We start from the raw sequence: 24,030 nt of genomic DNA on the forward strand, positions 1-24,030 counted from the left end.
ATGGTTTTAAATAAGATATTATGACAAATCTCAAAAATTAATCTGTTTAAAATTGTTTACTTTAGAGAGTACCTTATTGATAATAATTATAAAAATTTAAGTATGGCTTTTGATATAGACATGATTAAAAAGGTGTACGCAAACTTCGGTAGCCGCGTAGAGGCTGCACGTAAAGTTGTGGGCAGACCTTTAACATTATCTGAAAAAATATTGTATGCACACCTTTGGGATGGAGATCCTAAAAAGGCGTTTAAGCGTGGATCTGATTATGTAGACTTTGCACCAGACCGCGTAGCGATGCAGGATGCTACCGCGCAGATGGCTTTATTGCAATTTATGCAGGCGGGCCGTCCGAAGGTTGCTGTGCCTTCTACTGTACATTGCGATCACTTAATTACAGCCAAAGAAGGCGCGGCGATAGATTTACCTCACGCCAAAACGGAAAGTGCAGAGGTTTTTGATTTCTTATCATCTGTATCCAACAAATATGGTATCGGTTTCTGGAAACCAGGCGCTGGTATCATCCACCAGGTAGTACTGGAGAATTATGCTTTCCCGGGTGGAATGATGATCGGTACCGATTCGCACACGGTAAATGCCGGCGGTTTAGGCATGGTGGCTATTGGTGTTGGTGGTGCTGATGCCTGTGATGTAATGGCGGGTTTACCATGGGAACTAAAATTCCCTAAATTGATCGGGGTAAAACTAACCGGTAAATTAAACGGCTGGACGGCTGCCAAAGATGTGATTTTGAAAGTAGCTGGTATTTTAACCGTAAAAGGTGGTACCGGAGCTATTGTAGAATATTTCGGCGATGGCGCTACTTCCATGAGCTGTACCGGTAAAGGTACCATTTGTAACATGGGTGCCGAAATTGGTGCAACCACATCTACTTTTGGTTATGATGAGAGCATGGAACGTTACCTACGCGCTACCAACCGAAACGAAGTGGCAGATGAAGCAAATAAAATTGCTGCTTATTTAACGGGTGATCCGGAAGTTTATGCCGATCCTGAAAATTATTTCGATCAGGTGATCGAGATTGATTTAGATACCTTGGAACCTTACTTAAACGGCCCTTTTACACCAGATTTGGCTACTCCGGTTTCGCAAATGAAAACGGAAGCAGAGAAAAATGGCTGGCCATTAAAAGTAGAATGGGGTTTAATCGGTTCTTGTACCAACTCTTCATACGAAGATTTATCGAGAGCAGCTTCTATTGCCAACCAGGCCATTGCTAAAGGTTTAACCACCAAAGCAGAGTTTGGTATTAACCCGGGTTCTGAGCAGGTGCGTTATACTGCAGACCGTGATGGTTATTTAAAAACTTTCGAAGATTTGAATGCAACAATATTTACCAATGCCTGCGGTCCATGTATTGGTATGTGGGACCGTACAGGTGCAGAGAAAGCGGAAAAAAACACCATTGTACACTCATTTAACAGAAACTTTGCCAAACGTGCCGATGGTAACCCGAATACTTTCGCTTTTGTAGCTTCGCCGGAAATGGTGGCAGCCATCGCCATTTCAGGTAATTTAGGATTTAACCCATTAACAGATACCTTAACTAACGATAAAGGCGAGCAGGTTAAATTAGACCCGCCTACCGGCTATGAATTGCCAACCAAAGGTTTCGCGGTAGAAGATGCAGGTTTCCAGGCACCGGCAGCTGACGGCTCGCAGGTACAGGTTTTGGTTTCGCCAACTTCGCACCGTTTACAATTGTTAGATCCGTTTGCACCTTGGGAAGGCACCGACCTGAAAGGGCTTAAACTCCTGATCAAAGCTAAAGGTAAATGTACAACCGACCATATTTCGATGGCAGGCCCATGGTTAAAGTTCCGTGGCCACCTGGACAATATCTCTAACAATATGCTAATTGGTGCGGTAAACTATTTCAACGATAAAACAGATACCGTTAAAAACCAGTTAACTGGCGAGTATGGTCCGGTACCAGCTACACAACGCGATTATAAAGCTGCTGGTTTAGGCTCAATCGTAGTGGGTGATGAAAACTACGGCGAAGGCTCATCACGTGAGCATGCAGCCATGGAGCCACGTCACCTGGGCGTACGTGCCGTATTGGTAAAATCTTTTGCCCGTATCCACGAAACCAACCTTAAAAAACAAGGTATGCTGGCCTTAACTTTTGCCGATAAAGACGATTACGATAAAATTTTAGAAGGTGATACGGTAGACATTTTAGGTTTAACCGAGTTTGCTCCTGACCAACCGTTAACACTGGTATTACACCATGAAGATGGTACTACAGAGCAGTTTGCTGTTAACCATAGTTATAATGCACAACAAATTGAGTGGTTTAAAGCTGGTGGTGCGTTGAACATCATCAGGGCTGAAGCAGCGGCGAAGGCAGCGTTATAGTCTGAAGTCCGCATGTAGGATATCAATCCCGTTTTGTTAAGTCAAAACGGGATTTTTTGCTAAAACTCATCACCCTGGTATTATAGACGTCACCCTGAATTTATTTCAGGGTCTTTCCTGCTAAAAAGATGCTGAAACAAGTTCAGCATGACGATTGCCTTAGGAATATGTATTAAAAACTTTCTCAAAATAAAGGAAAGATAACAAGATAAAATCTACTCAAACTCATATCCACAATCATAACAATGATGGCACTTATTGGCTTTGATTGGGGTAGTAAAAGTTAAAAAAGCTAATATGGTTGCCCAAAGACTATATTTTTTATCGGTTGCCATACCATAGCCTACGTTGGTAGAGCCGCATTTTTCACAAACGGTTTTACCTTCGGCTGATTTTTCTTCACCGGTAATTTCATCTGTTGATTCAAAATCCAAACTATTGTCTTCAGCCAACAAAGCATTAATGGCTTCCACATCGCGTTCAAAAACAATGAGTTTAACACCACCAATGGCCTGGTTGTAGAGCGGCTGGATTGTGGAAACATTTTCATCAGCCAGGAAACAGGCAAATCCGCTATCTTCCAATTTGGCTTTTATGATATTGGCCTCCATCGGGTTATAATAGGTGCTATAAACTACGGTTCTATCATCCATACTCCAAACATAAGAATTTGTTTTATAATCAGAATGGCTGAAAATCAATTATGTTTTGAGAAATTCTTTCCACCAGTAGCCCGAATCTTTAATGGTACGTTCCTGGGTTTTAAAATCATTATAAACCAGCCCAAATCTGGCGGTGAAACCCTCGGCCCATTCAAAATTATCCATTAATGTCCAGGCCATGTAACCCGCGATATTTACTCCTTCATTTTTTAGTTTGAGCAGTGCTGAAAGGTAAAGTTTAAAATATTCTATCCGTTCCGGATCATTTACACGCTTATCAATTAATTTATCGTGGTAGGCAGCGCCATTTTCGGTAATGATAATATTTTTGATGGCCGGATAGGCTGCAAACTGTTTTACTATATTGTAAAAGCTATCGGCATTAATTTCCCAACCCATTGCCGTATGCGGTTTTTTTCTGCTCTTGGCTTTCACTTCCCAGGCCTGGATGACCGGGATGAAAGCATTGTATTTCACCGTTAACGGAAAATAGTTTTGAAGACCGACAAAATCAAAGTCGAACTTCATCCTTTCCTGCAATCGCCAGGTACCATACTCAATCTGGAATTTTTCAAGTACATCCCAATCTGCCGTAGGAAAACCCATGCCTAAGGTAGGCTCTACAAACAAACGGTTCATTAAACAATCTATCCGCTTTGCAGCCAGTACATCATTATCGCTTTCGGTATAAGGGATTATTTCTGAGCAGGAATATGTAGTTCCGATGTTAGCATTGGCCACCTCGGCACGTAAAATTTTGGCGCCATCGGCCTGTGCTAAAGCCGTATGCAATACTGCAGGAAAGAAATTGGTCAAGCCTGTTTTCCCCGGTGCATGTATTCCAAGCATATAACCCAAAGAAGTATAACCAAACGGTTCATTCAGTACGATCCAGTTTTTTACTTTATCGCCATATTCTAGTGCACAGATCGTAACAAAGGCATTAAAGGCTGCATTAATGCTAAAGCTCGTCCATCCACCCTCATCTTCTAAGGCCTGGGGCAAATCCCAGTGATAGAGTGTAACATAAGGTGTGATTCCTTGTGATAGACATTCATCAATAAGATGATGGTAAAAACGGATGCCTTCCTCGTTTACTTCTCCTCTTCCATTGGGCAAAATCCTTGCCCATGCGATAGAAAACCTAAACACATTAAATCCCAGATATTTAACGAGCGCGACATCTTCGGCATAACGATGATAAAAATCGCAGGCAGGATCTAATTTATGGTTCTTTTTAATCTTTCCGTTTTTTGCCGTAAAGGTATCCCAGATGGATGGGCCTTTACCGTACTGTGTTGCTGTACCTTCTATCTGCGCCGCAGCAGTCGCTACTCCCCACAAAAAATCCGAACCAAAATCACTTGCTTTAACCATTGTTTACCGATTAATTGCCATAAGTTGCGAGTTTAATATTAACAAATCATTAACAAGCAAAATGATTCGAAATAAAAACAATTTTTAATATTTTTACCCATGCGCTACTCATTCATTTCTTTTCTATTGGTATTACTAAATCTCGCTGCCTTTGGAAAATTTGCACCACCTCTTAATGATGAACTGATAAATGCCATAAATATTACCAATACGAGTGCATATTGTAGTGCGGATGCCGAATTTAACAATTTAGAAGCTACAGCAAGTAACTATAATAAAGCCCTAAACTGGCCATCGGTTGGAAAGGATGTATGGTATAAGTTTACCGCATCTAAGTTTGATGTTAATATTTCTGTTAGCGGAAAAATTGATGCCGCTAGTAAAAATACCCTGATTGCCCCATTGGTGGCCCTATATTCGTTTGATGCGGCAACAGGCTCGATAAGCGAGCAGGCTGGCTCGCAAGCTACATCAAATAATGTTATTTCATTATACAAAGGCGCTTTAACAGTGGGCCAGGTATACTATGTTAGGGTAAGTGCAGCGAACGATGCTACCGGTACCTTTAAACTTTGTATTGATAATTATTTCCCACCCATACAACCGGGGCAAGATTGTGGAACCTTCTCGGTACTATGCACAAAAGAAACCTTTACACAGCTTAATGTAACGGGAGCAGGAGTTAACAATCGAGAATCGGCCGGAACCTGCCTGGGTAAAGAATCTAACTCCGCCTGGTATATGTTTAAGGCTTCCAAGTCCGGTGATTTGACTTTTGTAATCACGCCTACGGTAACCTCAAATGATATTGATTGGATTTTTTATGATTTAGGCATAAACGGAGATTGCAGTAAAGTTAGTGGCGCAACAGCTATACGTTGTGCATCGGGCAGTGGTGTAGATTGCAGTCCTTCTTATTATAAAACCGGCCTGAGCATGACGGAAACAGATTTAACTGAAGCATCAGGATGCCCTGCTGGCCAAAATGGCTTTGTGAAATACGTAGAGCTCGAACAGGATCATGTTTATGCGCTACTCATCGATAATTACTCGGGAGGTAATAATGGCTTTACTTTAGAATTCGGTGGTACGGCAGATTTCGCGGGTCCAACTGCCGAAATTGATGTGCAAAAGTTAAATCCATGTACCAACAGCCAGGCCTACATTTTTGAAAGCAGAGCATCAAACTTCGCCACCTTAAAATGGTCTTTTGGCGAAGGGGCAAGCCTGGCTTCTGCCACCACATCAGGGCCATTTACCATAACATACAGCACTCCGGGAGAGAAGATTGTGGTTTTAGAAGCCAAAGGTACAAACGGTTGCAATGTAGTGACCACGCAAACGTTTATTGTAGCAAATACACCTGAAAAACCAGCAATAAGCGCATCAAATGTGAATTTATGCCAGGGGGACGTACTAAAACTAAGTACTCCCTTTTTAAATTTGGCGAGCTACCACTGGTCAGGCCCAAACAATTTTAATTCGACAAGCCAAAATCCCGAAATTCCGGCAATCGGACCTGAGATAGCTGGTACCTATAAGCTTTATGTTCAGGTTGGGGATTGTGTGAGTGAGATAAATTCGGTGGAAATCTTATCGGTCGATTTAAAACCTGAAGCAATGTTTTCGATTGAGGTGAATAATAAGTGCGAAACCGACCAATCTTTTTCTTTTATCAATGCCTCTAAAAATTATACAAAGCTTACCTGGGATTTTGGCCGGGGAATAAAAAGCCAGGTTGCCACGGGTAACGACAGCAAAACAATAACCTTTACCAACCCTGGACTTAAAACAATCACGCTAACAGTTGAAACCAATAATGGCTGCCTATCAACTTTTACAAAAGACATTTTAGTAGAAGTGAAACCGGAAAAACCAGAAATAACTATTAATCAACCTGCTTTTTGTTTAAAAGATATTATAAAATTATCGGTACCGGCACAAGAAGGGATCACTTATGCGTGGACCGGGCCAAACAATTATTCTGCCAGCACAAATGCCATTGAAATTCCGATAACAGATTTTAATGTGGCCGGAGAATATCAGGTCGTATTAACATCAGGATCTTGCAGCTCTGCCCCTGCAACTATCGTCATTCCGGCTATTGCCAGAATTCCAATTTCTAACTTTTATACCGAACCCTCTTTTAATGTAAAATTTTCGGCTCCTGTACCCATAACATTTACCAATACCTCAGTTGACGGGGATTTTTATGAATGGCGTTTTGGTGACGGTTTTAGCTCTTCAGAAAAAAGCCCAACCCATATTTATCAAACCGATGGAGTATTCCGAATTACTTTAACTGCATTTTCTAAAAACGGGTGCTCTAATTCGGTCACCCAAGGCGATCTGATTATCAAAAAGAATACATCTACATTTGTTCCTAACGCGTTTTCGCCAAATGGTGATGGGATTAATGACGAATTGGTTATTGGTGTAACCAACCTCAAAAAATATAACATTCATATTTACAATCGCCTTGGTACCCAAATATTCTTTACCAATAACATATTTGAAAATTGGAATGGTACTTATAAGGGTAACGAACTGCCAGTTGGTGTTTATTATTACATCATTTCTGGCCTTGACTTATTAAATAAAAACATTAAATATTCAGGTTCAGTAACCTTAATCAGGTAACTTGTCAAAATACCTTCATTCGATCTAAAGCTGGATGATGGAAAAAAATATTTTCTTAGTGCCAGATGGTAACATCAGGCACCGAAATTAGACACCACAATTATCTGAATTCACAACTATTAAACAGCTAATTCTAAACGAATTCAGTCTGGCTGTCTTCATTTCTTAGCGGATAAGTTATCATGCTGACAATGGTAATGAGAAACGTAGGTCCATAGGTAATCACAAATTCATCAATTGAAAGGTACCTTAATTTTCCAAATAACAACAGGTACACCAAAAAGATCATAACTGACGCAACAAAGGCTTTACCTGCAATAGTGCGTTTATTATAAACTATCTTAGTTTTACCATCGATCTTCCTCATGTTAAATAAAAGTGCACAAAAAGTTAATAAAAGGAATACGCCAGCGTCTTTTATATCAAGATTAACGTTGAAATTGTAGTTTGCAGATACAAGCGACAGCAGATTTATATACCCCATCATAATGACAAAAGTGATAGGGAGGCAAAACAATAAAGTAGTTAATGTTACTTTTAAAGAATAATTGACGCTTCTTTCATAGCGTATTTAATTTAGATTGAGCTTAGGTGTACTAAGATACAAATTCTCTGATTTTTTCGCTACGTTTTTAGTACAGTCTGGTTTTAAGCGGTCTGATTGATCAAACTATTTTTTGTTACAAGGTAAGATTGTCAGATCTTAGACCACTTACAGCTGGCAAAATCTGGAATCATTTATCAATCTTCCAGCTTTAATCCAATCTCTTTCAGCAAAATAGCAGCATTAAAAGTTTTGCACGGACCGTGTTTTAACAGATAATCAAATCTCATTTCTCCATCTGTAATCTGGATATCAAAATGAAAATTCCGGACTGCTTCGGGATGATCGATAATCAGATCAGCCAGTTGCAGGTCGTGAGTAGCAAAAAGTGCAGGCGTGTTTTCAGCAATCAGCTTTTGGATGAACACTTTTGATCCTAAATACTTATCGCGGCTGTTGGTGCCCCGAAGCATTTCATCAATCAACACAAAAGTGTCTTTATCTTTTACCACATTATCCAAAATCATCTTCAAACGGTTCAGTTCTGCTTTAAAGGTAGAGGTACTTTCGTTCAGCGAATCTTTAATCCGCATATAGGTATTGATGGAAAAAACAGCTAATTGCATTTTTTGGGCACAAATCGGCGCCCCTGCATAAGCCAGCACCATATTAATGCCCAAAGTGCGCAGAAAAGTACTTTTACCAGCCATATTAGAACCTGTTACAATATCAACAGTTGGTTTGGCCTCCACCCGAAAATCGTTATTTACCCTTACCTCCTGATGAATAAGCGGATGACCAATATGAGTAGTAGCCAATGCAAACTGATCGGTAATGACCGGAAATACCCAATCTGGCCGATTGTAAGCCATTGTAGCCAGCGAAATCAATTCTTCAAAATCGCCCAGATGGTCAAGTGCAGTAATTACATCTTTTGAAGATGATTGATACCAATTGTCTAAATTAATGCAGCATTTTAAATCCCAAAGTAAAAGCGCATTGAGTATACCTCCCACGATGATATTTAGCCTGGCATCAAAATTTTCGATAATCCTTGTTAAAGATCTAATCTCCTTACTCACCGGAATTTCCGAATCAAGTAAGTTTAGTGTGTAGCTGCTTTTCCAATTTTGGCTTTCCGTCCATAAAATAGCCCTTGCATATCCGTTTAGCTGATTCGAACTTCCGCCGAAGCTATAAAACACTTTGTTTATTTTTGAGCCCATCAATACGTTCCACCCAATATGGATTACAACCAAAAGCGCTAAAACTTTCCAGAACACACTACTCACCAAAATTGCAGTCAGTATCATAGCAATAGAAATATAAGGCACCAGCTTAACATAAAACCGTATAAAAGATCCTTTAACAAAGCTCAACTGTTCACCCAACTGGTTTTTTAGCTGCACTTTGATCTGCTCTATTTTTTCGGGATCGTAGCCATGCAGGTTAGCCCTGAAACTATAGGTTTCTACTATATGATGTTTTATTTCTTTTATGGCTTCCTGCCGGAGCAATATCCGATCCCTTGTCGTTTTCTCTGAAAAATTTTTAGCCAGCAACCTGATGCCGGTTTTGGTACTGCAACGGTTGGTGAGCGCAAACAGTGATGAGGTACCAAAAATATCAAGATCGGATGTATAAGGATGCTGTTCAGCATCGAATGCTTTACCATGGTCATATCCGTTAGGGTCACCATGCAGCATGTTCCATTCGTTTTGATAAACCCATAAAAGTTGTTTTTTATAATCGATTTCACGATCCAACCGGCTTTGTCTGCGAACTACAAATGCAAAGGCAATAACCGGCAGTACTAAACAAATCTGGATTAATGTGCGCAGGTTGTCGTCTGCTGAACGCAGCAGCAAAACAAAAAATAAAATTTCAGCCAGAAACAAGCCTATACGCAATAAGGAAAGCTGATCGATCAGTTTTTTTGTTCGATCTATGTGGGCAGTAACCTCATTGATTTTCTCCTGGTAACCGGCTATTATGGCTTCTTGTAGTTTCTGCATAAACTTTATTTTGTATATATTTCCGAAGGTATCAGATCGATAGATTGTCTTTTTTGTTACAATTTCTCTAAGTTTGAATTTCAAAATCCTAAAGATAGGCAAATTATTAAATGAAGATTACCCTTATCGCCATTGGCAAAACTGAAGATAAATATTTAATTGAAGGAATTGAGAAATACATCAACCGGCTAAAACATTATATCAACTTTAGTTTTTTAGCCATACCTGATGTAAAAAATGTTAAAAACCTGAGTGAAGCGCAACAAAAAGCAAAAGAGGCAGAATTGCTACATAAGCAGATCAATAATGGCGATATGGTAATTTTACTGGACGAGAAAGGAAAAAAATATTCATCGGTTGAATTTTCCAGCTATTTAAACAAACAGATGATCGGCAGTGTTCAACATTTGATCTTTATTATTGGCGGCCCTTACGGATTTGACGACAGTATTTACAAACGGGCAAATGGCTTAATCTCACTATCTGATATGACTTTTTCGCACCAGATGATCAGGTTGTTTTTTGTGGAGCAGCTTTATCGCGGATTTAGTATCTTAAAGGGGGAACCTTATCATCATGCTTGATGGTGGAAAATGCTTGAGGTAAGATGTTCGATGGGAATAAGATATGGAAAAAGGAAATATAAATCATCATTAAATAAAAAGACACTATGTTATTAGATAAATATAAAAGGGAATACAGGTACAAGAGCCGCCAGGGCGGCAGCAACAAATACTTATGGATCAGCATTATCATTTCACTGATTATTGGTGGCTTGATCTGGTATTTCGGTTAGGCGCATAAAAAAACACCAGACAAACTGCCTGGTGTTTTTTTTATTTTCAGTATTAAAGCTTAAACGCCTTTTTTACTGGTCATATTCGCTTTTTTAGCAGGAGCTGAAGTTTTAGTGGTTGCTTTTGCACTGGCTGCTGCCTTAGCACCCGTAGCTTTTACTTTTTTATCGCCTGCTTTTTCTTCAGCTAATTTAGCTTCTGCAGCCGGAGCCGGAGTTTCAGGTGCTTCTTCCGTAAACAAAGGCAAATCTTTTAAAAGGTTATACCAGGTAATGATTTTTTTCATATCTGAAGCATAAACTTTTTCCTGATCGTGCCCCGGAGCAACTTCCAAAAAGAAAGCGCGTAAATCGCCTTTAAGATCCGGAGTACTTCCTTTCGCAGAAATTTTGGCAAAAATATCAGCCAGTTTAATTTCTTCTTCTTCGCCATATACCGTAATATCTTCTAACGAAGCTAATTTTGTGTTGGTGATGTTGGCTACAATTTTAGTTTTTTGCGCATCTAAGCCTTCTAAAATATAACCCACCTTATTTTGTCCGACCAGTTTAAATAAACCTGGTCTGCCAGATACGGCAACAATTCCTCTTAAGTTCATATTTTTTTGAGATATGAGATTCGAGATATGAGATATGAGATATGAGAAATAACTCAATCAAATAACTAAAACTCCTTGTTCAATTATTAAATGAGAATGGGACATCAATCAGAGCAATGAAATCTCAAATCTAATGTCTCAAATCTCGCATCTATTTTTAATCTTCTACAACTTCAATATTTACAATCTTATCACCCTGACGGATATCATCAACAAGATCTACATTTTCGATAACTTTACCAAAGCAAGTGTGGTTACGGTCTAAATGAGCAGTATTGGCTCTGCTATGACAGATGAAAAACTGTGAACCACCAGTATTACGGCCAGCATGTGCCATTGATAAAACACCACGATCGTGATATTGATTTTCACCATCCAGTTCGCAGTCGATTTTGTAACCCGGGCCACCAGTACCTGCTAAATGTGCTTTAGCCGGATCTTTTGAATTCGGACATCCGCCCTGAACCACAAAGTTAGGAATTACACGGTGAAAAGTTACGCCATCGTAAAAGCCCTCTTTAGCTAATTTTTTAAAGTTTGCAACGGCTTTAGGCGCATCGTTATCGTAGAATTCTACGGTCATATCACCTTTTTCTGTTTTTATTATTGCTTTACTCATATCAATATCGGTACTAATTTTAAATTTTGTCCGCCAAAAAAATTTTATAATTTTCAGTAGAGGGCAAAAATAACAAAATTGTATAACTTATAACATCATTAAATTTTTCTATCCAGTTTAAATGCGGTATTTTAGTGTTTTAAGCTACCGATTTGATAAAGAAATATTATATCCTGCTCATCTGCCTGCTTTGCTCTTTAGGGCTAAGGGCTTCTTCCCTATTAATTTATATGGATGAGGACCAAAAAAACCACTTAAAAGCTTATGGTATTGCCTATTGGACCATCAGTAAACAACTGGAGGTGGATTGGCTTTTAAATTATCGTGGCGGGAGTTTTTTGATTAAATACAATAAAATAGTTGAAGATGAGCTTAAAATCCGCGGCGTATCTTATGAAGTAATGGCCGATGGAAAGGTAACCAGCCTGCTAAACGAAATCAGCGATCCTGCTGTGAATATGGAAATGGTTAAACTGGAGAAAACGCCCAAAATTGCCGTTTACTCTCCAAAAAGTAAATTGCCCTGGGATGATGCTGTTACACTTGTTTTAACCTATGCAGAAATTCCATACGATGTGATTTACGATGACGATATTCTTCAGGATAAACTAAGCAAATACGATTGGCTACACCTGCACCATGAAGATTTCACAGGTCAGTATGGCCGTTTTTGGGCTAACTTCAGGTATGCTACCTGGTACCAGGAAGATGTTAAAAACCAGGAAGCACTGGCCAAACGTATGGGCTATAAAAAAGTTTCGGAAATGAAATTAGCCGTAGCCAAACACATTAAAGAGTATTGTGCCGGTGGCGGTTTTTTGTTTGCCATGTGCTCTGGTACCGATAGTTTCGACATTGCATTAGCTGCGGAAGGTGTAGATATCTGTGCCCAGATGTTTGACGGGGATGCCGCAGACCCGAATGCACAATCGAAGCTTGATTTTAACAAAACCCTTGCTTTTCAGAATTTCAGGCTGGATAACAATCCCATGAATTATGAATTTTCGGATATTGATGTCACCCAAACCCGTACACTTAACCAGGCCAACGATTACTTTACCTTATTCGATTTTTCGGCCAAATGGGATCTGGTGCCAACCATGCTTACACAGGATCATGACAAGGTAATTAAAGGATTTATGGGGCAAACCACTGCCTTTAAAAAAAGCCTGGTGAAAACGAGTGTAACCGTTCTGGGCGAGAATAAGGGTGCAGCAGAGGTACGATATTTACATGGCGAAATAGGCAAAGGTCAGTTTACTTTTTACGGCGGACACGACCCGGAAGATTATCAGCACGCGGTAGGCGATCCGCCAACAGACCTAAGTTTGCATCCAAATTCGCCCGGCTACCGCCTGATCTTAAACAATGTACTTTTTCCGGCAGCTAAAAAGAAACCTCAAAAAACTTAAACTTTCTTAAGTAAAAGTTCGGCATGCCTGCGCTTGAAGTTAAAAAGAAATTTATTCTGTGCTGTATTCCTATTATGTATACAGTAAATGGTTACTCTTATTGGTTCTGAACTAAACCGTAAATACACCTAATCTTTACTAAAATTATACTGATAGCCAATAATTTAGCCCCTAAATTGTAACACACTTGATACTTTGGCACAGCTTTTGGATATGTACTGGCAATTAACAACGGGGTAATACCTGAGATTTAAACCAGATTTTTATAAAAAAAAATATCATGAAAAAGTTATTATTAAGTGCTTCAGTAGTTTTATTAGCAACAGGTGCTTTCGCTCAAAACACCATGACAGGAAGTGATGCCAGATTTGGAATAAAAGCCGGAGTAAACCTGGCAAGATTTCACGCAAGTGGTACTGATGGCAGTAAATCATTCAATGATAACGCTAAAGACAATGTTGGCTTTAACGTTACTGCATTTGCCGATTTCGGTGTTGGAAACAATTTTTTCATCCAACCGGGTGTATCGTTACAAAACAAAGGTAACAAATTTGAATCTACGACTACTTCTACAGCCTTAGGCAGTACGGTTACCACGACATCTTCAATTAAAACCAATTTAATGGCTATCGAGGTACCGGTAAATGCTGTATTCAGAATCCCTACAGGTGATGCGGGTGCAGTTCAGATTAGTGCAGGGCCTTATATTGGCTTCAACATCTCAGGTAAAGATAAGGGAGAAACAACTACTACAACCGTTAACAATAGCAATAATACCAGTGCAACGGTAACTAGTTCTAATGATCGTGATCTTTCTTTCGGTAGTGCTAGTGACAAAAATTATGGTAGCACAGACTTCGGTGCAAACTTTGGCCTAGCTTATCGCACAAATTCTGGATTTTTAGTAGGTGCTAATTATGGTTTAGGCCTTTCTAATTTAATCCCTAAAGATAGCCGCGGTAATTCTGATGCAAAATTAACTAACCGTGTATTAGGCTTCACAGTAGGTTATTCATTCTAGAAATAAAAATCATTAAAAAACAAAACCCTTCCCAGTTTATAAACCGGGAAGGGTTTTTTATGTGATTAATTTTGCTGACTTGTTTAATCGTAGAAATTCCAGCTTACCCCAAATTTCAATAGGGCATCTTGCATAGGGTATCGGTTTACCGTATAGTAACCCGGTTGGAAAAGGCCTTGATTTACAAAATCATATTTAACAAAAATATTGGCCCTCTTCAAATTAGCCTTAAAAAATACATCAACTATTGGTCTTGACGGCAGGTTTTTTGGATTGCGCTCATCAATATAAAATTGAGCTGTAGCCGGTGAATATAAGTAATTTGCATATTCAGAGTTATACCTCACATCAAATCCTACATTGGCTTTTAATACTTTGAAAAAGGTATTATCAAAATAAATACTGTTATAAGTATAAAAATCAGGTGTTCTTAATACGGCATTTTTATCTGTTTTCTGATAAGCGATATAGTTTTCCATCACAAATTTACCAAACCTGGTTTTCTTGGATACATCCACCCTGATTAGGCTAATATCGGCAGTTGTCTGTTTTGGTAAAATAGCAGTTGTACCATTAGTATGATCTGCAGCAAAATAAAGATAGTTGCTGGTTAAGTAATATTTGGCACCTGCAGTAAAACCATACCGATCATTAATGTAATTGAAGGATAAATTGGCAATTTTGGTATTCTTAAAATCGTTGTCTGTCCACTGGTAATGATTACCATGGTAATAATTAAAAATAGCCGCCGGAGTTTGGTTCTGCGCATAAGCCCCCAACTCAATCCTGCCAATGGTTTTGCCTAAAAGAATTTTACTTTTCGCTTCATATAAATAATCCCCGGCGTTTTCGCCCTGCAAAATTTGCTGTACATCTAAATTGAAATCTATGTTATTGGAAAACCGATAACCCGCCGCGCCTAAAATGGTGATGTTTTGATATGCAAACCTGCTTTGTTCATAACTGGTGCCATCTTGCTTTAAGCCCAGGTATTCATGTGTATAATAATCGTGCCTTACACCCGCATCAACCTTTAACTCATTTTTTATAACCGAACTATTTTTTGGCCTTAAAAAGAAACTGTAAATAAATTCATTCTTGATGTGTTTTACATGGGTAGAATCGTCGGTATATACCATACTCGCCATTCCGGGAGGCAGCACATTGTTCGGATCAGCTCCGTTTTTATAGAAATCATAACTATCATTATTATACTCAAACGTATACGAAACCTTATTGGTTGGCAAAACCGCATTATTAACATTTACGGAGGTATCTATCCTGCCTACATAATAGGTTTGTTTCAAGAAAATGGTATTTTTCCGGTACAGGTTTCTGGCGTCAGATAAGTTTATAGGCTCTGCCTCTCTTGAAATTTTGGAATAGTTAGGTTCGAATAACCCTGTAGCTACTGTAGAACCATTCTCATAGGCGCGCATGGTGTTGAAAATTGCCGATGCCCACATATTGTAACGTTTATTGGGCGACTGATACCATGAAAATATGGCAACATTCAAGTTATCGCCACGCTGCCTGGAATAAAAACCCTTGGAATCGCCACGGTTAAAATTGACCCCAACGTTCCAGTTTTTTTTAATATTCTGTGTATGTACAGCCCTGAAAAGCTGCTCTTTTTGCCCTGCACTTATAAAGTATAAGCTGGTAAATGGCGTTCTTGCCTGATAGTAAATGATATCATCAGGTGTTAGCGCATAATAATCAAGAGAATGAAAACCTACGTCAAAACCAATGCGCTTACTGGGTTCGTACAATAAGGGCCTTGCCGAAAGCCCCATATTACCATTGTTAATGGTTGGATGGGTGGGCTGTAAAAGCGGACTATAGTTCTGAATATTAACCGTTGAGGTGTCGAGCGGCAATAGCACAATGCTATCTTTCGTTAACGACAGCTTGGTAAAACGAATATATTTCGCGGTAAAAACTACAGAATCTTTGGCGCCATCCAGCTTTTTCCTAACTGAATCGAGTTCTTTATTGGTACCAACACTTGTTTTTAGATCTTGTGCAAAGGCTTTGCTTAAGCCTAAAAGCAGGAAGAGAAAAAAACAGATCTTAACAGCTTTATGCATCTTATAGTTCAGAAATTAAGCGGGTTAAAATCTCAGTCATCTTAGGTTCGGCTTTGGCTGCCGCGGCTAAAATTTCATCCAGGTCAAACGGTTGCAGATCTTCCGGAAAACCTTCGTCTGTAAGTACCGAAATGGCAAAAACAGGCAAACCAGCATGGTTGGCCACAATAACTTCCGGCACCGTACTCATACCTACTGCGTCAGCTCCAATTAAACGCAGGTAACGGTATTCAGCCTTTGTTTCTAAATTAGGGCCGGAAACCGCAACATATACACCTTTATGACATTTTATATCAACACTTTTAGCGATTTCCAAAGCTTTGGCTATAATATCGCGCTTATAAGGCTGGCTCATATCCGGAAAACGCGGGCCCAATTCACTTTCGATCAAACCACGCAACGGATTATCCGGCTGCAAATTGATATGATCGTCGATAATCATCAAATCGCCCTTTTTAAATTCGGGATTTAAGGAACCCGCAGCATTAGACACAATTAAATTTTCAATACCCAAACCTTTCATTACCCTAACCGGAAAAGTGATCTGTTGCATACTATAGCCTTCATAGTAATGCAAACGACCTTGCATGGCTACAATTTTCTTCCCGTTTAATTTCCCAAAAATGAGTTTCCCGCTGTGGAACTCTAAAGTAGAAATGGGAAAATTGGGGATATTAGAATACATCAGTTGATGTTCAATTTCGATTTCTTTTACCAGACCACCCAGGCCAGTGCCTAAAATAATACCTATTTCGGGCTTAAAGTTCTCTGTTTTGCGTTTTATATATTCAACGGTTTCTTCTATTGCTCTTAACATAATTTAAAATGAGTTCGTCAAAGGTAATCTTATCTTCTTCAAATAATTCAACCTCTATGGGTAAATAATATATAGGTAAATCTACCAGTAAATCTTTAAATCCGGTAGCTCTTAAACGTTTGCTATCCTTTTCTGTTGTGATGATGATTTTATCTTTTTTATCACTGGCCATAAAAGCCGATTTAAATTTCTTAAGATCATCAGTTTTAAAGCTGTAATGATCAGGAAATTTTTCGTGTTTGATGTTTTCAGTGTATTTTTCAAGTTCTTCGATTAAAGGATCGGGATTTGCAATTCCAGTGAGCAGGAAAATTTCGAAATTTTTAATCGACTCCAGCGTCTGGCGTTCGTTCTGGTATAGATGGATCAGATCGCCATATTTTAAGTAAGAATGTAATACAGGCTGATCTGCATTTGGCTGTAATTCATTTACCGATGCCTGTTGGGCCACATGCAATAAAGGCACGGGCGATTTGGTAACCAAAAACACATCGGCTCTTTTGCGTGAGGAGAAAACATCCCTTAAATTACCTGCAGGCAGCAAAAACTGCAAAGTGCCTAGTTTCCTGAATTCGAAAAGCAAAATATTTAATCCAGCCCTAATGGCGCGGTGCTGAAAAGCATCATCCAGAATGATCACATCATGATTGTTTTGCAACTGTTTTACCCCTTTTACACGGTCTTCGCATACCGCCACGGTAACCTGCTTAAATTTCTGGTAGTACTGTAAAGGTTCATCACCAATTGTTTCGGCAGTGGCATCATCATTTGCCAGGATAAAACCTCTGGTTTTACGCCCATAACCCCGGCTTAAAATAGCTACTTTATAGTCCGAAAGCAACCTGACGAGGTATTCGGTAGTTGGTGTTTTTCCAGAGCCGCCAACAGCGAGGTTGCCCACGCAAATCAAAGGTAGGTTGAACGATACACTGCGCATGATTCCCCAATCATAAAGCTTTTTCCGTAGTGTAATGGCCATCGCATAAACCAATGAAAAAGGAAGCAATAAAAGGCGTAAATAATTAACTAGCATAGTATCGTGTTTTCAAAATTACTGATTATTTAAAAAAGAACGGCATTACTTTAGGCAATGTCCTTTAACTGAACCTTTGCCGTTTAAAAATGTTTGTTGAATAATACCCACTCGGAAACTACTATGGTTTAAATTGATGAGGTTATATTTTATTTTTATACTCCCTTTTTCACAAAAAACATAAATACATATCTCCAAATGAGCGGTTAGTAGCTGGCCAGTTATTTCCCCATTCTTCTATAACCGTGTTGGCCCTACTCACACCGCGTATTTTACTATGGATCGATAAGGCAATAACCTGATCTAGCGAAATTTTATCCGGATAAAAACAGGTTTGGAAACGAGCGTAAACAGAAACGCTAAAAATGGAACGCTCAGCTGGCAACATCTGAAAGCACATTAAACGATTAGATGAAAGTAGCCTACATCGCGTTAGCACATTGTACACCGGCTTGCATACCCCGGTATTTTCTCTACACTTCCTTCTGTGGTTAAAAACAACAAACGGAACAAATAGCACATTAAAACGTTATATTAGCATTCCATCTTATTCTATGCAGGCCGAAACAGAAATTTTAATTATTGGGGGTGGATTGGCAGGCTTAACTGCAGCACTTCACCTGAATAAGGTGGGTTTAATGGTTACATTGATCGAGAAAGATACTTATCCCCACCATAAGGTTTGCGGTGAATATATTTCGAACGAGGTACTTCCTTATTTTAAATGGCTCGGTCTGGATATTGAAAGCCTCGCACCTACATTCATCAGCGACCTGCTTTTTACTTCAAATCTTGGTAAAAGTATACAGACTAAACTGCCACTGGGTGGCTTTGGTTTGAGCAGATATACGCTTGATCATTATCTGTATAGTGAACTGATCAAAAGAAAGGTAAATATTATTCATGACCGTGTTGTAGAAATCAATTTTGCCAACAATCAATTTACAGTAGCCACTACAAACCATACTTTTAATGCTGCCTACGTGATTGGTGCATATGGAAAAAGATCTTCTATTGATATTAAATTAAACCGGCCTTTTATGAGCAAGCAATCGCCTTACCTGGCCGTTAAAGCACATTACCAAGGCAATTTCCCTAATCATCTGGTTAGTCTCAACAATTTCGAAGGCGGTTATTGTGGTGTTTCAAAGGTTGAAAACGAACGGTTAAATATTTGTTACCTTGCAAATTACGAACATTTCAAAAAACACAAAAACCTATCTGGCTTTCAGGAAAACGTACTATACAAAAACAGGTATCTAAAAGCTATTTTAGAAAATGCGACCAGCTTATTCGACAATCCATTAACCATTAGTCAGGTTTCTTTTGAACGTAAAGAACCTGTGTATGACCATATTTTAATGGTTGGCGATACTGCAGGCTTAATCCATCCGCTTTGCGGTAATGGTATGGCTATGGCCGTTCACGCTGCAAAAATTGCTTCAGAACTTTTGCATCAAAGGATAGACGGCAAGATCAGTTCGCGTGAGGCACTGGAAGCAAGTTATACCGCATACTGGAACAGGGAATTTAAAAGCCGCTTAAAAACGGGAAGAATGTTAGCCTCCTTGCTGAGAAACACTCAATTAGAAAGCTTAGCGGTAAATACATTAATTAAAATGCCATTTTTGCTCCATACCATAATTAAAAAAACACATGGCAAGCCCATCACAATATCATCATAAATGCCAGTAAACACCGAATTTAGAAGCACAGCACCAGAAATTATGGATGATTTCGCCATGGAGGGCGAAATATTGCGCGATGCGCTCGACAAAATAGCCAGCATTAATCAACTTCTTGGTGGCAATAAAGTTACCCTGGCCGGGGTTAAAATGTTAATCGCCAGCAAACCATCCGATCAGGTTTTCCGTATTACCGATATTGGCTGTGGAAATGGAGACATGTTGCGCACTTTGGCTGATTACGCAAAAAAGAAAGGTTTACATTTTATTTTAAAGGGAATAGATGCCAATAAATTTACCATCAGTCATGCGCAAAGTTTATCAACCAACTACCCCAATATAACCTATGCCTGCAGCGATGTTTTTGATGATTTAAGTAAAACAGAACCTTGCGACATTATGCTTTGCACTTTAACGCTTCATCATTTTAAAGATGAAGAAATTATAAATCTGTTACAGAGTTTTAAAAGATCGGCAACAATGGGGATTGTGATAAACGACCTGCAGCGAAGCGCAATAGCCTATTACCTGTTCAAGGCCCTTTGCTATGTTTTCAGGTTAAATGATATGTCGAGAGAAGATGGATTAATATCCATTTTACGTGGATTTAAAAGGGCAGATTTGCTAAAGTATACAAAACAATTAAACCTAAAATCAAGTTCCATAAAATGGAAATGGGCTTTCCGCTACCAGTGGATAATTAAAACAACATGAGCGTAACCATAAAAGCAGTAAGTAAAGCCTTACCAGCATACTCGCGGTCAACCGCCGACATTTTACCTCTTTTAGATAGCTGGCTGATCGATCAGGATGACCGCTTCATCAGAAAGGTAAAAAAAATTTTTGAAGGTGCTGCAGTAGATAAAAGATATTCGATCATGGCGCCCGAAGATGTTTTTAGTGATTTAAGCTTCGAGGAAAGAAACGATATTTATGTGCGCGAAGGCATAAAGCTCGGAGCCAAATGTTTGGAAACCGCACTCGAAAAAGCCAGTTGGCAGGCACAGGATTTAGATTACATCATTACCGTAAGCTGCACCGGAATCATGATCCCATCTTTGGATGCTTACCTGATCAATCTGCTTAAACTCCGTCAGGATATTGTTCGTTTACCCGTAACCGAAATGGGTTGCGCTGCTGGTGTATCGGGTATGATTTATGCGAAGAATTTTCTGAAAGCTAACCCAGGCAAGCGTGCAGCGGTGATTGCGGTAGAATCGCCCACGGCAACCTTTCAGTTAAACGATTATTCGATGGCCAATATCGTTAGTGCGGCCATATTTGGCGATGGTGCTGCCTGTGTATTACTAAGCTCGGATAAAGAAGATACCGGACCGGAGATCCTGGCAGAAGAAATGTACCACTTTTATGATGCAGAGGAAATGATGGGTTTTAAACTCACCAATACCGGACTGCAAATGGTACTGGATGTAGCCGTTCCTGAAACCATTGCCAATCATTTCCCGGATATCATCCATCCCTTTTTGAAGAAAAACGGGTTCGAAATCATTGATATCAATCATTTGATCTTCCATCCGGGTGGAAAGAAAATTATCCAGACTGTTGAGGAATTATTCGGACAGCTTGGCAAAAATATAAACGACACAAAAGAGGTATTAAGGCTTTATGGAAACATGAGCAGTGCCACGGTTCTTTATGTTTTGGAACGGATGATGGATAAAAAGCCGATGCCGGGAGAAAAAGGGCTGATGTTAAGCTTTGGCCCAGGTTTCTCAGCACAACGCATACTCCTACAATGGTAAAGTTTATCCACTCAATAATCTGCTCATGACAACAGAAGAAATACTAGATCAACTGCCTTATGGTAAACCGTTTCTTTTTGTTGATGAGTTACTGCACGTTAATGAAAATGGAGCTAAAGGCACTTACACCTATGCTAAAGACCTAGCCTTTTATATGGGCCACTTTAAAAATCACCCCGTTACGCCAGGAGTAATCCTTACTGAAACCATGGCGCAGATCGGCTTGGTTTGCCTGGGCATTTACCTGCTTAAAGGGATTGGAACGGATCAAAATATATCCATTGCCATGACTTCAAACGCCGTTGATTTTTTAAAACCTGTTGCACCGGGCGAGCAGGTGACAGTTACGAGCGAAAAAGTGTATTTTAGGTTTAATAAACTCAGCTGTAAGGTAAAGATGGAAAATGCAGCCGGAGAAGTAGTTTGCAAAGGAAATATTTCTGGCATGTTAATTCCGAAAGAAAATGGATAATAGAGTGGTCATTACGGGTTTAGGGGTATGCGCGCCCAACGGCACTACCATTAATGAGTTTTCTGATGCCATAAAACAGGGTATTTCTGGCATTCGGCACCAGCCGGATCTGGAAACCTTAAACTTTTCCTGTCAGATAGCTGGTAAACCATTGCTTAGCGAAGAGCGGATCAGCCGATATTTTTCACCGCTTGAGTTGCGGAATCTAAATAGCACAGGGATTATATATGGTGTTATTGCAGGTTTAGATGCCTGGGAGGATGCAGGTTTAAATATCGAAAATAATAACGAACCAGACTGGGATAGTGGCACCATTTTCGGAACAGGCACTTCCGGTATTGATAAATTCAGATGGGCAATTAACAAAATAGATGCCCTTGAAATAAAAAAACTGGGCAGTTCAGTCGTGATTCAAACCATGGCGAGTGGCGTGAGTGCTTTTATTAGCGGGAAATTGGGCTTAGGCAACCAGATCAGTACCAATTCATCTGCCTGCGCAACCGGGGCAGAAAGTATATTGCTGGCATATGAGCGGATTAAAACAGGCCAGGCCACCAGAATGCTGGCGGGGAGCACCAGCGACAGTGGCCCGTACATCTGGGGTGGTTTTGACGCGATGAAGGTTTGCACGTTTAAACATAACCGCGATCCTGAAAAAGGCAGCCGACCAATGAGTGCCACCGCAAGTGGTTTCGTACCTGGAAGTGGCGCAGGGGCTTTGGTATTGGAATCGCTTGAAAGCGCACTGGCCAGAAAAGCCAAAATTTATGCTGAAGTATGTGGAGGACATGTCAATTCGGGCGGTCAACGGGGTTTAGGCTCCATGACAGCACCAAACCCTGTTGCCGTGCAAAGGTGTATTCGGGCCGCATTAAGAAATGCCGAAATTGAAGCGCATGAAATAGACCTGATTAACGGCCACCTTACCGCAACAAGCAAGGATGCGTTGGAAATTGAAAACTGGAAAATAGCCTTACAGTTGCCCGATGATGATTTTCCATACATCAATTCTTTAAAGGGCATGATTGGTCATTGTATCGCAGCATCAGGCAGTATAGAATGTGTGGCCTCGATACTTGAACTTTCGGAGGGTTTCATCTTTCCCAATATCAATTGCGAAGACTTAAACCCTGATATTACCGCTTTAATTGATGCGAAATGCATTCCACAAACTGTCATTCACCAACCTATTAATATTTTAGCGAAAGCCAGTTTTGGTTTTGGCGATATTAATGCCTGTATTATTTTTAAAAAGTATCCACATGAATAGAGAAGAGATTATAGAAACCCTGAAAACAATTATTGAACCCTACAGTGAAGATGCAGCAGCCTTAGCTGATATCGACGAGAACACCGATTTTATAAAAGATCTGAAGATAAATTCCGCTAATCTGGTCGATATTGTTCTGGACGTTGAAGAAAAATTCAATATCGAAATAGACAACGATTCAATGGCTAAAATGCTTACGGTAAAAGCTACAACCGAAATAATAGCTCAAAAACTGGAAGCGCATGCTGGGCAATGACATTGTTGACCTGAATCTGGCCAAAATCCAAAGTAACTGGAGGCGTAAAAATTACCTTGATAAGATTTTCACCACAGAAGAACAGTTACTGATTGCGTGGGCGAATGACCCCGATGAAATGGTATGGCTGTTATGGAGCATGAAAGAATCAGCCTATAAAATCCACAACCGCAAAACGGGAATTCGTGATTTTTCACCCAAAAGTTTAAACTGTGCCGTCTATGCAGATAGCCTTGGAGAGGTAAATATTAATAACTGTACCTATTTCACCAAAAGCAATATAGAAACAACCTTTATACACACGATAGCTGCTCCTGTTTTCGATAAACTGGCAGCAGTTAAGGTAGCCATTTATGAATTACCTGATCATCCGGATGATTACAAACGCACCCAACCTGCTTCTGTAAGCCATCATGGGCAGTATTTGGCTTTGGTGTATTAATAAATTCTGCTTCATTTGTAATTACAGAGAAGTGTCAGTTGGTAACAACCGACACCACAAACAAGTTGTTACCAACTAACACCACGAACAAACCGACACGACAAGAAACACCATTAACGCGTCATTTAAACAGCC

Annotated in this window: 22 protein-coding genes; 13 read left to right on the forward strand and 9 right to left on the reverse strand. The window is 39.7% G+C overall.

From position 1 onward, the window contains the following. Nucleotides 1-102 precede the first annotated feature (102 nt). Nucleotides 103-2,382 (forward strand): aconitate hydratase, encoded by a 2,280-nt coding sequence (locus tag DV942_RS08945; protein WP_145856938.1) that lies wholly within the window; start codon nucleotides 103-105, stop codon nucleotides 2,380-2,382. A gap of 215 nt (nucleotides 2,383-2,597) precedes the next feature. Here DV942_RS08945 and DV942_RS08950 read toward each other — a convergent pair whose 3' ends face one another. Next, nucleotides 2,598-3,035, reverse strand: a complete 438-nt coding sequence (locus DV942_RS08950; protein ID WP_145856940.1) for a putative signal transducing protein — start codon at nucleotides 3,033-3,035, stop codon at nucleotides 2,598-2,600. A 48-nt stretch (nucleotides 3,036-3,083) separates the two neighbouring features. Beyond that, a complete protein-coding gene (locus tag DV942_RS08955) occupies nucleotides 3,084-4,421 on the reverse strand; it encodes a GH1 family beta-glucosidase (RefSeq protein ID WP_145856942.1) in 1,338 nt (445 codons plus the stop codon). Nucleotides 4,422-4,520: 99 nt separating this feature from the next. On the opposite strand from DV942_RS08955, the gene DV942_RS08960 reads away from it, so the two are divergent. Beyond that, nucleotides 4,521-7,061, forward strand: a complete 2,541-nt coding sequence (locus DV942_RS08960; protein WP_145856944.1) for a PKD domain-containing protein — start codon at nucleotides 4,521-4,523, stop codon at nucleotides 7,059-7,061. 133 nt (nucleotides 7,062-7,194) lie between these two features. On the opposite strand, the gene DV942_RS08965 is transcribed toward DV942_RS08960, so the two are convergent. Then, nucleotides 7,195-7,428 (reverse strand): hypothetical protein, encoded by a 234-nt coding sequence (locus DV942_RS08965; protein ID WP_145856946.1) that lies wholly within the window; start codon nucleotides 7,426-7,428, stop codon nucleotides 7,195-7,197. A 374-nt stretch (nucleotides 7,429-7,802) separates the two neighbouring features. Further along, nucleotides 7,803-9,620, reverse strand: coding sequence for a MutS-related protein (locus tag DV942_RS08970; protein ID WP_145856948.1), 1,818 nt, complete (start codon nucleotides 9,618-9,620; stop codon nucleotides 7,803-7,805). A gap of 110 nt (nucleotides 9,621-9,730) precedes the next feature. Here DV942_RS08970 and rlmH point away from each other — a divergent pair, with 110 nt between their 5' ends. Beyond that, on the forward strand, nucleotides 9,731-10,204 hold the full coding sequence (gene rlmH / locus DV942_RS08975; protein WP_090983930.1) for a 23S rRNA (pseudouridine(1915)-N(3))-methyltransferase RlmH: 474 nt from the start codon (nucleotides 9,731-9,733) through the stop codon (nucleotides 10,202-10,204). A gap of 86 nt (nucleotides 10,205-10,290) precedes the next feature. Next, nucleotides 10,291-10,416, forward strand: coding sequence for a hypothetical protein (locus DV942_RS24005; protein WP_262987382.1), 126 nt, complete (start codon nucleotides 10,291-10,293; stop codon nucleotides 10,414-10,416). A 59-nt stretch (nucleotides 10,417-10,475) separates the two neighbouring features. Here DV942_RS24005 and DV942_RS08980 read toward each other — a convergent pair whose 3' ends face one another. Both DV942_RS08980 and DV942_RS08985 read right to left on the reverse strand, forming a co-directional pair. Beyond that, nucleotides 10,476-11,015 (reverse strand): DUF5606 family protein, encoded by a 540-nt coding sequence (locus DV942_RS08980; protein ID WP_090983932.1) that lies wholly within the window; start codon nucleotides 11,013-11,015, stop codon nucleotides 10,476-10,478. 157 nt (nucleotides 11,016-11,172) lie between these two features. After that, complete coding sequence (locus tag DV942_RS08985) at nucleotides 11,173-11,634, reverse strand: peptidylprolyl isomerase (protein ID WP_090983934.1); 462 nt, start codon at nucleotides 11,632-11,634, stop codon at nucleotides 11,173-11,175. A 230-nt stretch (nucleotides 11,635-11,864) separates the two neighbouring features. Between DV942_RS08985 and DV942_RS08990 the strand changes: the two genes are divergently transcribed. Together DV942_RS08990 and DV942_RS08995 are read left to right on the forward strand one after the other, a co-directional pair. Beyond that, nucleotides 11,865-13,046, forward strand: a complete 1,182-nt coding sequence (locus DV942_RS08990; RefSeq protein ID WP_134204175.1) for an asparagine synthetase B — start codon at nucleotides 11,865-11,867, stop codon at nucleotides 13,044-13,046. A 280-nt stretch (nucleotides 13,047-13,326) separates the two neighbouring features. Next, entirely contained in the window at nucleotides 13,327-14,067 is a 741-nt protein-coding gene (locus DV942_RS08995) for a porin family protein (RefSeq protein ID WP_090983938.1), read from the forward strand. Nucleotides 14,068-14,150: 83 nt separating this feature from the next. Here the strand turns inward: DV942_RS08995 and DV942_RS09000 are convergent, their stop codons facing one another. From DV942_RS09000 to lpxK, 3 genes are read right to left on the reverse strand one after another with little or no spacing between them, the layout of a single operon-like run. Beyond that, on the reverse strand, nucleotides 14,151-16,157 hold the full coding sequence (locus DV942_RS09000; protein ID WP_244950863.1) for a putative porin: 2,007 nt from the start codon (nucleotides 16,155-16,157) through the stop codon (nucleotides 14,151-14,153). Between the two features lies 1 nt (nucleotide 16,158). Beyond that, nucleotides 16,159-16,974: a purine-nucleoside phosphorylase gene (locus DV942_RS09005; protein ID WP_145856950.1), complete on the reverse strand. Its 816-nt coding sequence runs from the start codon at nucleotides 16,972-16,974 to the stop codon at nucleotides 16,159-16,161. Then, nucleotides 16,946-18,007, reverse strand: a complete 1,062-nt coding sequence (lpxK, locus tag DV942_RS09010; protein ID WP_145856952.1) for a tetraacyldisaccharide 4'-kinase — start codon at nucleotides 18,005-18,007, stop codon at nucleotides 16,946-16,948. The genes DV942_RS09005 and lpxK overlap by 29 nt, the downstream gene beginning before the upstream one ends. 554 nt (nucleotides 18,008-18,561) lie before the next feature. On the opposite strand from lpxK, the gene DV942_RS09015 reads away from it, so the two are divergent. Genes DV942_RS09015 through DV942_RS09045 form a run of 7 tightly spaced genes read left to right on the forward strand, consistent with a single transcriptional unit; the run spans nucleotide 18,562 to nucleotide 23,895 of the window. Then, entirely contained in the window at nucleotides 18,562-19,692 is a 1,131-nt protein-coding gene (locus DV942_RS09015) for an NAD(P)/FAD-dependent oxidoreductase (protein ID WP_145856954.1), read from the forward strand. Beyond that, nucleotides 19,693-20,406, forward strand: a complete 714-nt coding sequence (locus DV942_RS09020; protein WP_145856957.1) for a methyltransferase domain-containing protein — start codon at nucleotides 19,693-19,695, stop codon at nucleotides 20,404-20,406. Then, on the forward strand, nucleotides 20,403-21,455 hold the full coding sequence (locus DV942_RS09025; RefSeq protein WP_145856959.1) for a type III polyketide synthase: 1,053 nt from the start codon (nucleotides 20,403-20,405) through the stop codon (nucleotides 21,453-21,455). The genes DV942_RS09020 and DV942_RS09025 overlap by 4 nt, the downstream gene beginning before the upstream one ends. Before the next feature lie 25 nt (nucleotides 21,456-21,480). Next, entirely contained in the window at nucleotides 21,481-21,927 is a 447-nt protein-coding gene (locus DV942_RS09030) for a 3-hydroxyacyl-ACP dehydratase FabZ family protein (protein ID WP_145856961.1), read from the forward strand. Continuing rightward, the gene (locus DV942_RS09035; protein WP_145856962.1) at nucleotides 21,920-23,197 is read left to right on the forward strand and encodes a beta-ketoacyl-[acyl-carrier-protein] synthase family protein; all 1,278 of its coding nucleotides are present in this window, start codon (nucleotides 21,920-21,922) and stop codon (nucleotides 23,195-23,197) included. Before DV942_RS09030 ends, DV942_RS09035 begins: the two co-directional genes overlap by 8 nt. After that, nucleotides 23,190-23,453, forward strand: a complete 264-nt coding sequence (locus DV942_RS09040; protein WP_145856965.1) for an acyl carrier protein — start codon at nucleotides 23,190-23,192, stop codon at nucleotides 23,451-23,453. Before DV942_RS09035 ends, DV942_RS09040 begins: the two co-directional genes overlap by 8 nt. Continuing rightward, entirely contained in the window at nucleotides 23,440-23,895 is a 456-nt protein-coding gene (locus tag DV942_RS09045) for a 4'-phosphopantetheinyl transferase family protein (RefSeq protein WP_145856967.1), read from the forward strand. The genes DV942_RS09040 and DV942_RS09045 overlap by 14 nt, the downstream gene beginning before the upstream one ends. Nucleotides 23,896-24,030: the final 135 nt, after the last annotated feature.

The organism is Pedobacter suwonensis (genome assembly GCF_007833675.1).
GTDB classification, from domain to species: domain Bacteria; phylum Bacteroidota; class Bacteroidia; order Sphingobacteriales; family Sphingobacteriaceae; genus Pedobacter; species Pedobacter suwonensis.

Excerpts from the sequence above, each read along its gene's own strand:
- DV942_RS09000 (WP_244950863.1), bottom strand. The coding sequence starts at position 16,157 with ATGCATAAAGCTGTTAAGATCTGTTTTTTTCTCTTCCTGCTTTTAGGC.
- DV942_RS08990 (WP_134204175.1), top strand. The coding sequence starts at position 11,865 with ATGGATGAGGACCAAAAAAACCACTTAAAAGCTTATGGTATTGCCTAT.
- DV942_RS08980 (WP_090983932.1), bottom strand. The coding sequence starts at position 11,015 with ATGAACTTAAGAGGAATTGTTGCCGTATCTGGCAGACCAGGTTTATTT.
- DV942_RS08955 (WP_145856942.1), bottom strand. The coding sequence starts at position 4,421 with ATGGTTAAAGCAAGTGATTTTGGTTCGGATTTTTTGTGGGGAGTAGCG.
- DV942_RS08985 (WP_090983934.1), bottom strand. The coding sequence starts at position 11,634 with ATGAGTAAAGCAATAATAAAAACAGAAAAAGGTGATATGACCGTAGAA.
- DV942_RS09045 (WP_145856967.1), top strand. The coding sequence starts at position 23,440 with ATGCTGGGCAATGACATTGTTGACCTGAATCTGGCCAAAATCCAAAGT.
- DV942_RS24005 (WP_262987382.1), top strand. The coding sequence starts at position 10,291 with ATGTTATTAGATAAATATAAAAGGGAATACAGGTACAAGAGCCGCCAG.
- DV942_RS09020 (WP_145856957.1), top strand. The coding sequence starts at position 19,693 with ATGCCAGTAAACACCGAATTTAGAAGCACAGCACCAGAAATTATGGAT.
- DV942_RS09040 (WP_145856965.1), top strand. The coding sequence starts at position 23,190 with ATGAATAGAGAAGAGATTATAGAAACCCTGAAAACAATTATTGAACCC.
- DV942_RS08950 (WP_145856940.1), bottom strand. The coding sequence starts at position 3,035 with ATGGATGATAGAACCGTAGTTTATAGCACCTATTATAACCCGATGGAG.
- DV942_RS09005 (WP_145856950.1), bottom strand. The coding sequence starts at position 16,974 with ATGTTAAGAGCAATAGAAGAAACCGTTGAATATATAAAACGCAAAACA.
- DV942_RS08965 (WP_145856946.1), bottom strand. The coding sequence starts at position 7,428 with ATGAGGAAGATCGATGGTAAAACTAAGATAGTTTATAATAAACGCACT.
- rlmH (WP_090983930.1), top strand. The coding sequence starts at position 9,731 with ATGAAGATTACCCTTATCGCCATTGGCAAAACTGAAGATAAATATTTA.
- DV942_RS09025 (WP_145856959.1), top strand. The coding sequence starts at position 20,403 with ATGAGCGTAACCATAAAAGCAGTAAGTAAAGCCTTACCAGCATACTCG.
- DV942_RS08995 (WP_090983938.1), top strand. The coding sequence starts at position 13,327 with ATGAAAAAGTTATTATTAAGTGCTTCAGTAGTTTTATTAGCAACAGGT.
- DV942_RS08960 (WP_145856944.1), top strand. The coding sequence starts at position 4,521 with ATGCGCTACTCATTCATTTCTTTTCTATTGGTATTACTAAATCTCGCT.
- DV942_RS09030 (WP_145856961.1), top strand. The coding sequence starts at position 21,481 with ATGACAACAGAAGAAATACTAGATCAACTGCCTTATGGTAAACCGTTT.
- DV942_RS09035 (WP_145856962.1), top strand. The coding sequence starts at position 21,920 with ATGGATAATAGAGTGGTCATTACGGGTTTAGGGGTATGCGCGCCCAAC.
- DV942_RS09015 (WP_145856954.1), top strand. The coding sequence starts at position 18,562 with ATGCAGGCCGAAACAGAAATTTTAATTATTGGGGGTGGATTGGCAGGC.
- DV942_RS08970 (WP_145856948.1), bottom strand. The coding sequence starts at position 9,620 with ATGCAGAAACTACAAGAAGCCATAATAGCCGGTTACCAGGAGAAAATC.
- DV942_RS08945 (WP_145856938.1), top strand. The coding sequence starts at position 103 with ATGGCTTTTGATATAGACATGATTAAAAAGGTGTACGCAAACTTCGGT.
- lpxK (WP_145856952.1), bottom strand. The coding sequence starts at position 18,007 with ATGCTAGTTAATTATTTACGCCTTTTATTGCTTCCTTTTTCATTGGTT.